The 13404-nt window shown below is 69.8% G+C and carries 12 protein-coding genes and 1 tRNA gene; 2 read left to right on the plus strand and 11 right to left on the minus strand.

Annotated features, from left to right (window positions below):
• Window positions 1-65: 65 nt before the first annotated feature.
• The 11 genes from ABZ194_RS12635 to ABZ194_RS12685 all read right to left on the minus strand — a co-directional run bounded on the left by ABZ194_RS12635 (window position 66) and on the right by ABZ194_RS12685 (window position 10902).
• Window positions 66-1007 carry a glycosyltransferase family 2 protein gene (locus ABZ194_RS12635; protein ID WP_355595385.1) on the minus strand — a complete coding sequence of 314 codons (942 nt, stop codon included), beginning with the start codon at window positions 1005-1007 and terminating at the stop codon, window positions 66-68.
• Entirely contained in the window at window positions 1004-1963 is a 960-nt protein-coding gene (locus ABZ194_RS12640) for a sulfotransferase (RefSeq protein ID WP_355595387.1), read from the minus strand. The genes ABZ194_RS12635 and ABZ194_RS12640 overlap by 4 nt, the downstream gene beginning before the upstream one ends.
• Before the next feature lie 119 nt (window positions 1964-2082).
• The gene (cysN, locus tag ABZ194_RS12645; protein WP_355595389.1) at window positions 2083-3345 is read right to left on the minus strand and encodes a sulfate adenylyltransferase subunit CysN; all 1263 of its coding nucleotides are present in this window, start codon (window positions 3343-3345) and stop codon (window positions 2083-2085) included.
• Between the two features lie 118 nt (window positions 3346-3463).
• Window positions 3464-4378, minus strand: a complete 915-nt coding sequence (gene cysD / locus ABZ194_RS12650) for a sulfate adenylyltransferase subunit CysD (RefSeq protein ID WP_355595391.1) — start codon at window positions 4376-4378, stop codon at window positions 3464-3466.
• A 19-nt stretch (window positions 4379-4397) separates the two neighbouring features.
• Complete coding sequence (locus ABZ194_RS12655) at window positions 4398-5165, minus strand: 3'(2'),5'-bisphosphate nucleotidase CysQ (RefSeq protein WP_355595393.1); 768 nt, start codon at window positions 5163-5165, stop codon at window positions 4398-4400.
• Window positions 5165-6631: a sugar transferase gene (locus ABZ194_RS12660; protein ID WP_355595395.1), complete on the minus strand. Its 1467-nt coding sequence runs from the start codon at window positions 6629-6631 to the stop codon at window positions 5165-5167. The genes ABZ194_RS12655 and ABZ194_RS12660 overlap by 1 nt, the downstream gene beginning before the upstream one ends.
• A gap of 131 nt (window positions 6632-6762) precedes the next feature.
• Complete coding sequence (gene pth, locus ABZ194_RS12665; protein ID WP_355595397.1) at window positions 6763-7368, minus strand: aminoacyl-tRNA hydrolase; 606 nt, start codon at window positions 7366-7368, stop codon at window positions 6763-6765.
• A 63-nt stretch (window positions 7369-7431) separates the two neighbouring features.
• A complete protein-coding gene (locus ABZ194_RS12670) occupies window positions 7432-8031 on the minus strand; it encodes a 50S ribosomal protein L25/general stress protein Ctc (protein WP_355595399.1) in 600 nt (199 codons plus the stop codon).
• Between the two features lie 127 nt (window positions 8032-8158).
• Window positions 8159-9136, minus strand: coding sequence for a ribose-phosphate diphosphokinase (locus ABZ194_RS12675; RefSeq protein ID WP_355595402.1), 978 nt, complete (start codon window positions 9134-9136; stop codon window positions 8159-8161).
• A gap of 76 nt (window positions 9137-9212) precedes the next feature.
• Window positions 9213-10664, minus strand: a complete 1452-nt coding sequence (glmU, locus tag ABZ194_RS12680; RefSeq protein WP_355595404.1) for a bifunctional UDP-N-acetylglucosamine diphosphorylase/glucosamine-1-phosphate N-acetyltransferase GlmU — start codon at window positions 10662-10664, stop codon at window positions 9213-9215.
• Window positions 10665-10830: 166 nt separating this feature from the next.
• Window positions 10831-10902 (minus strand) — tRNA-Gln (locus ABZ194_RS12685).
• Between the two features lie 325 nt (window positions 10903-11227).
• Between ABZ194_RS12685 and ABZ194_RS12690 the strand changes: the two genes are divergently transcribed.
• A complete protein-coding gene (locus ABZ194_RS12690; RefSeq protein WP_355595406.1) occupies window positions 11228-12169 on the plus strand; it encodes an acyl-CoA desaturase in 942 nt (313 codons plus the stop codon).
• A gap of 139 nt (window positions 12170-12308) precedes the next feature.
• Window positions 12309-13391: a TetR family transcriptional regulator gene (locus tag ABZ194_RS12695; protein ID WP_355595408.1), complete on the plus strand. Its 1083-nt coding sequence runs from the start codon at window positions 12309-12311 to the stop codon at window positions 13389-13391.
• The last annotated feature ends 13 nt before the right edge of the window (window positions 13392-13404 follow it).

Here is a 13404-nt window from a genome sequence, read left to right on the forward strand (position 1 = left end):
AGGGCGGTCGGACCGTGGCCGCCGACGCGGAACCCCGAAGCTTTTCCGAATCCCCCTGAGCGTCATCAGATACCACGTCCACGGTGGTGGAGGGCGTTGAGCACGGCTTGCGCCGACACCAGGCCCGCCGCCACGGCGAGGGCGATGGGCGCGCGAGGCTCGCCGCGGCGTGCGGCGAACGCCCGCCACGCCCAGCGGCTCGCCTCCCGCCGCCGGCCCAGAGCCGCGTGGTGGAAGGCAAGCTGACCGTAGACCCGCGCCGCGCCGCGCGGGTCCACGGCCAGATCTGGGTGCCGGGCGAGCATCCATTCCAGCCCGGCGATCCGGTCGGCCCAGCGGGCCACATACAGCGAGCCACCCCAGCGGACCCGCACCAGCGGACGGTCGACGTGCACGATCGGGTGACGCGCGGCGGCCCGCAGCGCCAGATCCCAATCCTCGTTCTGACCGTTCGGCGCGCTCTCGTCCACCCAGAACGCGCCGCGCCGGAACAGAAACGTCGAGGAGTGCACCATCGCCATGCGCGAGCGCACCAGATGGGCCCGGGTGACCGTGGAGGTTCCGGCGAGGCGCGAGACGCGGCGTGAGCCGTACTCGACCTCGATGGCGCAGCTGGAGAACTCCGCGCCGGGTTCCGCCCGCAAGGCGGCGACCTGTGAACTGATCTTACCGGACAGCCAGCGGTCGTCGTCGTCACAGAAGGCCACCAGATCGGTGCCGAGCGCCGCGATGCCCGTGTTACGAGTGCCCGGCAAACCGGGACTACGCCGGTTGGTCACCACTCGGATACTACGCGACACCGGCGCCGTCTCCCAGAGGCCGGGAACACCTCCGGCCAGAAGATCCGCGAGCTGGTCGACGACCGGAGCGGCGTCACCGCCGTCCACGACGACGACGATCTCGACGGGACCCGGGTGGTCCTGGCCGAGGGCGGCGCACGCGGCGGCGCGGAGCTGCTCGGGCCGGCGTCCTCGCGTGGGGATGACCACGCCCACCGATGGACTCACGCGAGCCTCCAGTGATAGCCGTACTTGACCATCAGCGGCCAGGTCAGCGCGGTGACCAGGCGCCGATGCCTGATGGGGACCGCGGTGCGCCAGCCGTCGTCGGGCACCAGGCCGATCCGGCCGACCGTGAAGCGCATGGGGTTGCCCGAGGCCGTGTGAGCCTGGGAGAGCTCGGCCTCGCGGGCGGTCAGGAAGTCCAGCCGGGGTCGGAGGCCGATCCTGCCGACCAGGCGTCTGAGCGTGTCGGCCGGCGCTTCGAGCAGGTCCTCGTAGCGGATTCGGGTGACCGGAACACCTCTGCGGGCCAGGAGCTCCAGGCTGAGGTTCTGGGTCAGCCAGTGCAGCGAGGTGCGGGCCGGTGACCAGCGCGTCATCGGGCCGCCGTCCTCGGGCCGCGCGACCCGCCGGTGCCAGGAGTGCGCGACCGCGCGGGGGTCGCGGACGACGTGCACCACGTGGACGTCGACCCCGGACGCCGCCAGGCAGAAGGCCAGGGAGGCGTGCTTGCTGGAGTCGATCACGACCGGGCAGTCGGCGATCTCACCGGCCGCGTCGTACAGACGCCGGTGGGCGGCGGTGTACTCGGCCAGCTCGGCGGCCCTGGGCGACGGCCACTCCCGGCTGCCGGTCCGGTTCTCGGCCAGGAGCTGTGCCAGGGCGGGGATGCGGCGGGTGCGATCCACCCGCCGCCCGAGCGCGAGCACGCGACCCGCCAGCCCCTCGGACCAGCCCCCGAACGCGCGCTCGCCGACCTTGTGCCAGAACGGGCAGGTGCCGAACGGCGCGTGGCACCCGCACGCCTCGTCCGCCAGCACGCCCCGGGCCCAGAGGTGGGCGACCTCACCGAGGGGCGCGATGCCGGGCACCTCACCGAGGAGTCGCTCCAGCAACGTGGTCCCGCTGCGACCAAGGCCGCCCAGGAAAACGACCCGGGCGGGGGGCGGACGATCAGACACAGGCACGAATCCTTACCCAGTGGATACGGAACGTGCCCAGGCTATCGCGGAGAGTTACCAGGCGACCGGAGAACAGACAAAGGATCTACCTGGGCGGGGTCTTGCCCGAGAGCGTGTCCCTATCTGGCCTCGACGATCATCCCGGCGCCGACGGTGTTGCTGGTGGCCTCGTCCACCAGGATGAAGCCGCCGGTGAGGCGGTTTCTCGCGTAGTCGTCCACGAACAGGGGGCGGGTGACGCGGAGCGAGACGCGGCCGATCTCGTTCAGGCCGAGCGACGGGGCCGACTCGTCGCGGTGCAGGGTGTTGACGTCCAGCCGGTAGTGCAGGTCGCGGACGAGCGCACGGGCCGTCCGGGTGGTCTGCTTGATGGTCAGCTTGGTGCGCGGGCCCAGCTTGACGGCGTCGGTCATCCAGCAGACCATCGCCTCCAGCTCCTGGGCGACGTGCGGCTGGTTGTTCGGACGGCAGATCATGTCGCCCCGGGAGATGTCGATGTCGTCCTCCAGGCGGAGGGTCACCGACATCGGCGGGAACGCCTCCTCCACCGGGCCGTCGAAGGTGTCGATCGACGCGATGCGCGTGGTCAGGCCCGAGGGCAGGTGCGTCACCTCGTCGCCGGGCTTGAGCACGCCGCCGGCGACCTGGCCGGCGTAGCCCCGGTAGTCGTGGAAGGCCGGGTCGGTGGCCCGCTGCGGCCGGATGACGTACTGCACGGGGAAGCGCACGTCGACCAGGTTGCGGTCGGAGGCGATGTGCACGTGCTCCAGGTGGTGCAGCAGCGAGGAGCCGTTGTACCAGGGCGTGCTCTCCGAGCGGGACACCACGTTGTCGCCGTGGAGCGCGGAGATCGGGATGAACGTGAGGTCGGGCGCGTTCAGCTTGGAGGCGAACGCGGTGAACTCCTCGCGGATCTCCTCGAAGCGCTCCTGGGAGTAGTCGACCAGGTCCATCTTGTTGACCGCCAGCACCAGGTGCGGCACCCGCAGCAGCGTGGTCAGGAACGCGTGCCGGCGCGACTGCTCCAGCACGCCCTTGCGCGCGTCGATCAGGATGATCGCCAGGTCCGCGGTGGAGGCCCCGGTGACCATGTTCCGGGTGTACTGGATGTGCCCGGGGGTGTCGGCGATGATGAACTTGCGCCTGGGCGTGGCGAAGTAGCGGTAGGCGACGTCGATCGTGATGCCCTGCTCCCGCTCGGCCCGCAGGCCGTCGGTGAGCAGCGACAGGTCGGTGTACTCGGTGCCGCGGTCGCGGGAGGTGCGCTCGACGGCCTCAAGCTGGTCTTCGAAGATCGCCTTGGAGTCGAAGAGCAGCCGCCCGATGAGGGTCGACTTTCCGTCGTCGACGCTTCCCGCGGTGGCAAAGCGAAGGATGTCCATTAGAACTGCTCTCCAGAGGTCGAACGGTTTTCCCGGGAAGGCCACACCGGAGGGATGTCTCGGATCACACGGGGCCGGGAGGCCGCCGGGCTCGGCCGGTGCGGCGGGACGTCACGCACTAGAAGTACCCCTCCCGCTTGCGGTCCTCCATGGCCGCCTCGGACGCGCGGTCGTCGGCGCGGGTGGCCCCGCGCTCGGTGACCCGGGTCGCGGCGATCTCGTCGATGATCTCCTCGACCGTGGCCGCGGCCGACTGGACGGCGCCCGTGCAGGTCACGTCGCCCACCGTGCGGTAGCGGACCAGGAGCTCGACGAGCGGCTCGTCCTCGTCGCGGACGATGAACTCGCTGTCGGCCAGCAGCATGCCGTCGCGCTCGAACACCTTGCGCGTGTGCGCGTAGTAGATCGACGGGATCTCGATGCCCTCCCGCCGGATGTAGTCCCAGATGTCGAGCTCGGTCCAGTTGGAGAGCGGGAACACCCGGATGTGCTCACCCTTGCGGATCCGGGAGTTGTAGAGGTTCCACAGCTCGGGGCGCTGACTCTTGGGGTCCCACTGGCCGAACTCGTCGCGGAAGGAGAACACCCGTTCCTTGGCCCGGGCCTTCTCCTCGTCACGGCGGGCACCGCCGAAGACGGCGTCGTACTCGTTGTCCTCGATGGCGTCCAGCAGGGTGGTGGTCTGCAGGCGGTTGCGGGAGGCCCTGCGGCCGGTCTCCTCGACCACCCGGCCGGCGTCGATGGAGTCCTGGACCCCGGCCACGACGAGACGCACGCCCAGCTCCCGCGCCCGGCGGTCGCGGAACTCGATGACCTCGGGGAAGTTGTGCCCGGTGTCCACGTGCATCAGCGGGAACGGGATCGGCGCGGGCCAGAACGCCTTCTCCGCGATGCGGAGCATGACGATGGAGTCTTTGCCGCCGGAGAAGAGAAGACAGGGGCGCTCGAACTCGGCCGCCACCTCACGCATGATGTGGACGGCCTCGGCCTCAAGGACATCGAGCTGCGACGTGGTGTAGTCGCGCTGAAGCATCTGACTCTCCTAGCGGGAATTATCGGTGCAGATCCCGGATTCCAGCGAGCAACATCGGCGCCAGTCCCGGTAGGGAAACAAGGATATCGGGCAGCGAGGGGTCACCCTGGTTGTAGGTCAGCGGAGAGCCGTCGATTCGGCTCGCGTGAGCCCCGGAGGCGAGCGCGACGGCCACCGGCGCCGCGGAGTCCCATTCGTACTGGCCGCCGGCGTGCACGTAGGCCTCGACCTCTCCGGTGAGCACCGCGGAGATCTTGGCACCGGCCGATCCGATCGGCACCAGGTCGGCGCCGACGAGCCGGGCCAGGTCCTGGACGAACCCCGGCGGCCGGGTCCTGCTGACCGCTATCCGCGGCCTGACCCCGGGCCGCGGAGCGGGCAGCACGGGGGGATCGAGGGTGGAGAGCGTCCGGCCCCCGGCGGGCAGCGCCACCGCCCCGGCGGTCAGCGCGCCGCGTTCCCAGAGCGCCACGTGGACGGCCCAGTCGTCGCGCCCCTCCTCGGCGAACTCGCGGGTGCCGTCCAGCGGATCGACGATCCAGACCCGCTCGGCGGTGAGGCGGCGGGGGTCGAGGCGCTCCCGCTGGGTCGCCTCCTCGGACAGCACACTGTCACCTTCGCGTGAGGTCGACAGGGCCTCCATCAGGAACAGGTGGGAGGCGGTGTCACCCTCCGCGCGGAGTGCGGACGGGTCGGCGAACCCCGTCTTCTCGCGCAGGGCCAGCAGCCTCTCCCCCGCCTCCGCCGCGAGGTCCGCGGCGAGAACGTGGTCGTCGCGAATCGTCATCAGTATGCTCCAGCCCCTCGCGCGACAGCCGACCAGGTCTTCCACAGGATCTGCAGGTCCAGTGTGAGGGACCAGTTCTCCACGTAACGCAGGTCCAACCGTACCGATTCCTCCCAGGAAAGGTCCGAGCGGCCGCTTACCTGCCAGAGACCGGTCATCCCCGGCCTGACCAGCAGCCTGCGCCGGACGTCGTCTCCGTAGCGGGCGACCTCCTCCGGCAGCGGAGGCCGGGGGCCCACCAGCGACATGTGGCCGAGCAGCACGTTGAGCAGCTGCGGCAGCTCGTCCAGGGAGTGGCGGCGGAGCCGGGCGCCCAGCGGGGTCACCCGCGGGTCATTCCGGATCTTGAACAGCACGCCGTGGCCGTCGCCGACCAGGTCGATCCTCCGCCGCTCCGCGTCGGTGCTCATCGTCCGGAACTTGTAGATGGTGAACTCGACGCCGTCCCTGCCCACCCGCCGCTGCCGGAAAAGCGCGGGGCCCGGACCGGAGGCCCGGACGGCCAGCAGCAGCCCGGCCAGCAGCGGCGCCAGCGCGACCAGCAGCAACGCGGCCCCAAGCCGGTCGAAGAGGTTCTTGACCAGCTGACGCAGGCCGGCGATCTCGGGGTGGTCCACGTGCAGCAGCGGCAGCCCCGCCGCCGGGCGGATGGTGATCCGGGGGCCGGCCACCTCCATCAGCGCCGGGGCCACCACCAGATCGGTCTGGGTCTTCTCCAGCCGCCAGGCCAGCCGGCGCAGCGCCACCCCGTCCATCTCCGGACAGGCCAGCACCGCCACGGTGTCCGCCGACACCTGGCCGACCACCAGCGGCACGTCGACCAGGCCCCCCAGGACCGCGACCCCCTCCACGTCGCCCATGCCGTCGTACGGCAGGCAGACGCCGACGACCTCCATGCCGTGGTAGCGCTCCCGGCGGAACCGGCGGACCAGTTCGGCGACCGCGGCGCGGTGTCCCACGGCCACGACCCGCCGCATGCAGGCCCCCCGTGCCCGGCTGCGGTGCAGGCGGCGGCGGAGGCCGTGGCGGGCGAGGATGGTGACCAGGGTCGCCAGCGGGATCGCCAGCACCACGTAGCCTCGGGCCACGTCGGTCTTGGTCACGTAGGCGCCGATGGCCAGGGCCGCGGTGAGGGTGAACCCGCACTGGAAGACCCGCTGGAACTCCTCGGCGCCGAGGCCGATGAGGCGTGGCTCGTAGGCGCGGTTCAGCGCGATCGCGCAGACCCAGGCGACGGGGAGCGCCGCGCTCAAGATCACGTACGGCGTCACATAGGGAGTGACCTCGCCGAATCGAACGAACAGGGCCAGCACTCCGGCAAGGCAGGCGGAGAGGACGTCGGCGACGACGGCCCGCGCCCTGTAACGGCGGACCCAGCCGGGCGCACGCGGACGGGTCGCCGACACGGTTCTCGGCGTCGCCTGGACGGCGGTCACGTCGCGCACACGCTCCCCCTGCGTAACCATTCGTCAACGGACAGTGATCGAATGTTAGCGGGAAGAACCGAGGCCCGAGGATTGAAGACCGAAACGTATGTCTCTGTGGACATTGAGGCCGCCGGCGCCGCACCGGCCCCGGCGGCGGAGTCCCCGCCCCGCTAGCGGGGCGGGCCCGAGACGTTCAGGTCGCCGGTGTGGAAGGCGTTCTGAGTGGGCTCCAGGCCCACCCTGATCAGTGACTCGACCACGTCGGCGGCCCGGTCGACCAGGAACGGCAGGTCCTTGCGCTCGGCGGTGACGAAGTCCCTGAGGACGAAGGACGCGGCGTCCATCCGGCCGGGCGGCCGGCCGATGCCGAACCGAACCCGCAGGTAGTCACGGGTCGCCAGGGACTTGGTGATGGACTTCAGCCCGTTGTGCCCGTTGTCGCCGCCGCCCAGCTTGGCCCTGAGCGCGCCGTAGGGGATGTCCAGTTCGTCGTGAACGACGATGACCCGGCCAGGGTCGACCTTGTAGAAGTCGGCCAGCGCCTTCACCGGCCCGCCGGAGAGGTTCATGAAGGAGAGCGGCTTGGCCAGCACGGCGGGGGCTCCCGCGAGCCGGCCCTCCAGCGCCTCGGCCCGCGACCGGTGCGCCTTGAACCGCCCCTGGGCCCGTACGGCGAGCTCGTCGAGGACCATGAAACCCGCGTTGTGCCGGTTCCCGGCGTACTCCGCCCCCGGATTCCCCAGGCCCACGACCAACCAGCGGTCCACGGTCGGCATCCCTTCGTATGCGCGTCAGGGCAGCCCGGATGTGGACTGCCCTGACAGGTGTGGCGGAGAGGACTACTCGGCGGCCTCGGCGGAGGTGCCCTCGGCGGCCTCCTCGGCGCTCTCTCCGGCCTCGGGCTCGCCGGTCGGGGAGGCGGTGACGTGGAGGACCAGCGTCTCCGGGTCGGCGATCAGGGTGGTGCCCTTGGGCAGCTTCAGGTCGCCCGCGGTGACCTGGGCACCGACCGCCAGGCCCTCGACGTCGACCTCGACGCCCGTCGGGATGTGGGTGGCCTCGGACTCGACCGAGACGGAGACCAGCTGCTGGTCGAGGAGGCCGTCGGCCACCTCGCCCACCACGGTGACGGGGATGTCGACGGTGACCTTCTCGCCGCGCTTGACGAGGAGGAGGTCGACGTGCTCCAGGAAGCCCCTGATCGGGTCACGCTGGACGCCCTTGGGCAGCGCCAGCTCGGCGACCGCGCCCTGAAGACGGATCAGCACGTTCGGCGTGCGCAGGGCGAGCAGGAGCTCGTGGCCCGGGAGCGCCAGGTGCTGGGGGTCCGTGCCGTGGCCGTAGAGGACGACGGGCACCTTGTGCTCGCGGCGGATCTTGCGAGCGGCGCCCTTGCCGAACTCGGTGCGGGGCTCGGCGTTGATGACTACCTCGGACACGGCGGATCTCCTAGGGATCTTCGATGAACGGAAAGGTGCGCTCCCCCTCACCCGCCCTAGCGGAAGGCGTTACGAGCGCACACGATCCCCCCAGCCTATCGGTATCCCGCCGGGCTTCGACCGCGGGTCAGCTGTCCCCCTCGAACAGGCTTGTCACCGAACCGTCGTTGAACACCTCGGTGATCGCGCGGGCGATCAGCGGGGCGATCGACAGCACGGTGAGCTTGTCGAACCTCTTGTCCTCGGCGAGCGGCAGCGTGTTGGTGACGATCACTTCGGAGATCCTGGAGTTCTTCAGCCGGTCCACCGCGGGGTCGGAGAACACCGCGTGCGTGGCGGCCACCAGCACGTTGGTGGCGCCCTGCTCGTACAGCGCGTCGGCCGCCTTGCAGATCGTGCCGGCGGTGTCGATCATGTCGTCGATCAGCACGCAGGTCCGGCCCCTCACCTTGCCGACGACCTCGTTCACCTTCACCTGGTTGGCCACGTCGAGGTCGCGGCGCTTGTGGATGAAGGCCAGCGGGGTGCCCAGCGTGTCGGCCCAGCGCTCGGAGAGCCGCACCCGGCCGGTGTCGGGCGAGACGACCGTGGTCGTCTCCAGGTCGAGCTTGTCCTTGAGGTAGTTGACCAGCACGGGCATCGCGAACAGGTGGTCCACCGGGCCGTCGAAGAACCCCTGGATCTGGGAGGTGTGCAGGTCGATCGACATCAGCCGGTCGGCCCCCGCGGTCTTGAACAGGTCCGCCATCAGACGGGCGGTGATGGGCTCGCGCCCCCGGCCCTTCTTGTCCTGACGGGCGTAGCCGAAGAACGGCATGATCACGGTGATCCGTTCGGCCGAGGCGCGCTTGAGCGCGTCCACCATGATCAGCTGCTCCATGATCCACTGGTTGATCGGTTCCGTGTGGCTCTGCATCACGAACGCGTCGCACCCCCGGACCGACTCCAGGTAGCGGGCGTAGATCTCACCGTTGGCGAAGTCGCGCAACGTGGTGGGGGTCGTGTCGACCCCCAGGTGACTGGCCACCTCCCCGGCCAGTTCCGGGTACGCGCGCCCGGAGAAGAACATCAGGTTCTTCTCACCGGTCTGCTTGATGCCGCTCATGCCGTCCTCCCTCTGTGACGGCTCGCCGTTGCCTCAGCGACGCCGCCGTACCCGCCGGCCCGCTCGCTTCGCTCGCTCACGTCCTGCTCCCCTGCTGATTTCCGGTCTCGGCGGCTCGCAGCGCCGCCTCGGCCGATCTGCTGCCCGCGCGTTTGCGCGCGACCCATCCTTCAATGTTGCGCTGCCGTCCGCGGGCCACCCCGATCGCCCCGGGTGGGACGTCGCTGTCGATGACCGAGCCCGCGGCGGTGTAGGCGCCGTCGCCGATGTTCACCGGCGCGACGAGCATGGTGTCGCACCCGACGAAGGCGTGTTCGCCCACCGTCGTCAGGTTCTTGTCGACCCCGTCGTAGTTGACGAAGACCGACGAGGCGCCGATGTTGGCCCCCGCGCCGATGACGGCGTCCCCCACATAGCTGAGATGGGGCACCTTCGCGCCCTCGCCGACCTGGGCGTTCTTCATCTCGACGTAGGTTCCGGCCTTGGCCTTCCTGGCGAGCACGGTGCCTGGCCGCAGGTACGCGTAGGGCCCGACCACGGCCTCGGGCCCGATCCGGGCCTCGACGCAGACGGCGTTGCGCACCACCGCCCCCGCGCCGACGAGCGTGTCGGTCAGTGTGGAGACCGGACCGACCTCCGCCCCCTCCGCGACCACCGTACGGCCGTGCAGCTGGGTGCCGGGATGGAGCACGACGTCCGGCTCCAGGGTCACGTCCACGTCCACCCAGGTGCTGCCCGGGTCGATCACCGTGACGCCCGCGCGCATGTGCGCCTCCAGCAGCCGGGAGTTGAGCACCCGGCGGGCGAAGGCGAGCTGGACCCGGTCGTTGACGCCCTCCACCTCGACGTGGTCGGCCGCGATGTGCGCGCCGACCCGGTGGCCGTCCTGCCTCAGGATGGACAGGACCTCGGTGAGATATTCCTCACCCTGGGCGTTGGAGGTGGACACCCGCTTCACCGCGTCGGCCAGCAGGAGGCCGTCGAAGGCGTAGACGCCGGAGTTCATCTCCCTGATCGCCCGTTGCGCGGGGTCGGCGTCCTTCTCCTCGACGATTTCCAGGACCGTTCCGACGGCGTCGCGGACGATCCGGCCGTAGCCGTGAGGGTCGGGGACCTCGGCGGTGAGGACGGTGACTGCGTTGCCGTCCTGATTGTGCCGTTCCAGGAGCGCGGCGAGGGTCTCGGTGCGCAGCAAAGGGGTGTCGCCGTAGGTCACCAGCACCGTGCCGCCGATGGCGCCGACCGCCTCCAGCACGATCCTGACCGCGTGGCCGGTCCCCCGCTGCTCGGCCTGCACGACGGCCTGGGCGTCGGGACTGGTCCGCTCCAGATGCGCCTGGACCCGATCTCGCTCATGACCGATGACAACGATGAGCCGCCCGGGTTCGAGACCTCGGGCGGCTGTGAGCATGTGGTCGACCAGGGTACGGCCGCACAGCTCGTGCAGAATCTTGGGTGTTCTCGACTTCATCCGGGTGCCCTCACCTGCTGCGAGGACGATGACGGCGGCCGGGCGCGGCACACTCACGGACGAGGCTCCCTCGGCGTCGCGGCTGAGACATGACAGAGCGGGACGACCGGCGGCCACCATCAGGGCACCGTCCCGTCATCCGCTCGACAACGTGAGGATACCTTCCCGCCCGGGAACCCACCCAGCCGACCGGCCGAGCTGCTAAAACGGACAGAAGCAATCGCTCCGGCACCAGGACTCGAACCTGGACAACAAGGACCAAAACCTTGCGGGCTGCCAATTACCCAATGCCGGATCAGCCTGGCGATTCGGACGCAATCCGAACACCCGGCCCCCCTACGATACCGAGCCCTTGATATCGAACGCGCCTCGTTTCCGGGACCTCGTCGACCACGGGGCCAGCCCGGCGGTGGAACGCCCCCTCCGGCCCGCCGTACCGAAACAGCCCTCTAACAGGTGAAGCCGATTGCCGCAAGTCATGAAACCCCTATGGGACTCCCCGACCAGAGTCACCTTCCCCACATTAGAGGCTTAGGGATTCCTAACTTACGATGGCGTAGGTTACGGTGGCGTAGCCAGACAAAACCCGATGTTCTCGTCCAGCTCTTGCGAGGTAGCGCATGACCGTCATCGCAGAACGTCCAGCTCCGGGCCCCAAACCTGAGGTCGACCCCGAGCCGAAGACCACCGCCGAACTCATCGTCTTCGGCGTGGTCGTGGCGGCACCGCTGCTCGCCCTGCTCGCGGCCGTCCCGTTCGCCTGGGGCTGGGGGCTCGGCTGGACCGACATCGTGATCGCCGGTGTCTTCTACGTGATCTCGGGGCTGGGCGTGACCGTCGGCCTGCACCGCTACTTCACCCACGGGGCGTTCAAGGCCAAGCGCCCGCTGAAGATCGCGCTGGGCATCGCGGGCAGTCTCTCGCTGGAGATGTCCGTGCTGGACTGGGTGGCCACCCACCGCAGGCACCACAAGTTCTCCGACAAGGAGGGCGACCCCCACTCCCCGTGGAGGTTCGGCAGCGGTTTCCTGCCGCTGACCAAAGGACTGCTCTGGGCGCACATGGGCTGGCTGTTCGAGACCGACCGGACCAACCGCGAGAAGTACGCCCCAGACCTCGTCAAGGACCCGGACATCGTCAAGCTGCACAAGTTCTTCCCGGTGCTGGCGATCACCTCGATGGTGCTCCCCGCGCTGCTGGGCGGCCTGCTGACCTGGTCGTGGTGGGGCGTGGCCACCGCCTTCTTCTGGGGCACCCTGGTCCGGATCGGGCTGCTTCACCACGTGACCTGGTCGATCAACTCCATCTGCCACGTCTTCGGCGAAGAGGTCTTCGAGTCGCGTGACAAGTCGCGAAACGTGTGGTGGCTGGCCATCCCGTCGTTCGGTGAGTCCTGGCACAACCTGCACCACTCCGACCCGACCTGCGCGCGGCACGGCGCGCTCAAGGGCCAGATCGACCTCAGCGCGGGCGTGATCCGCTGGTTCGAGAAGGCCGGCTGGGTGCACAGCGTCCGCTGGCCGACGCCCGAACGGCTGGCGGCGAAGCGCATTGCCACCTGACATCTCCCCGGATCCCCCCAGGGCCGCCACGGCGGCCCGCGTGACAACGGTGCCGGCGACGGCCGGCCAGACCGTCGATGTGCGGGCGGTCCGGAGCAAAGTTCCCGCCGCGCGAGCGGGAAACGCCATTATTAGGGGCGTGAGCGAACCCCGGCGACGTATGTCAGGTAAGGAACGCCGAGAGCAGCTGATTCAGATCAGCCGGACCCTGTTCGCGGAGAAGGGGTTCGACGGCACATCGGTCGAGGAGATCGCGGCGACCGCCAACGTCTCCAAACCGGTGGTCTACGAGCACTTCGGCGGCAAGGAGGGCGTCTACGCGGTCGTCGTCGACCGCGAGATGCAGAAACTGCTCGGCATGGTGACGGAGGCGCTGTCCGCCTCACACGCGCTGATCAAGCTGGAACGGGCGGCTCTGGCGCTGCTGGCCTATGTGGAGGAGAACAGCGAGGGTTTCCGCATCCTGGTCCGCGACTCGCACGCGGCCTCGGGGACCGGCACGTTCGCCAGCCTGATCAACGACATAGCCAGTCAGGTCGAGGACGTGATGGTCGACCAGTTCGCCGAGCGGGGCTACGACTCGAAACTGGCGCCCATGTACGCGCAGATGCTGGTCGGCATGGTGGCCCTGACCGGCCAGTGGTGGCTGGACGTGCGCAGGCCCCCGCGCGAGGAGGTGGCCGCGCACCTGGTCAACCTGGCGTGGAACGGCCTGACCGGGCTGGCCGCCCGCCCCCGGCTCACCTCCTCCTCACACGGCCTGGAGCAGCGGCGGGCGCCGCTGCCACCCCGCCAGACGCGGGAGCTGGACAAGTCCCGCGAACGGGAGCTCAGGGAGCAGGAGAAACTCCGCGAGCGCGAACAGCGCGAGGCCGGCAAACAGGCCAGGGAACAGGAGAAGATCCGTCAGCGGGAGCAGCGGGAGCTGGACAAGGCACGCGAACGCGAGCAACGCGAGGCCGAGAAGGCCCGCGAACGCGAACAGCGGGAGCTGGACAAGGCGCGCGAGCGCGAACAGCGCGAGGCCGGCAAACAGGCCAGGGAACAGGAGAAGGCCCGCGAACGGGAGCTCAAGGAGCTGGAGAAGACCCGCGAACGCGAGCTCAGGGAGCAGGAGAGGCTCAGGAGCCGGGAGGCCGGAGGCGCCGGCCGGGAGGCCGCCCAGATCGGGCCGGCCGAGCACGCGGGTAAGGGGCCGGGAAAGATTTCCCCAAGTGGGTAAGCAACATCGGGCG

The organism is Streptosporangium sp. NPDC006007, assembly GCF_040614315.1.
Lineage (GTDB): Bacteria > Actinomycetota > Actinomycetes > Streptosporangiales > Streptosporangiaceae > Streptosporangium.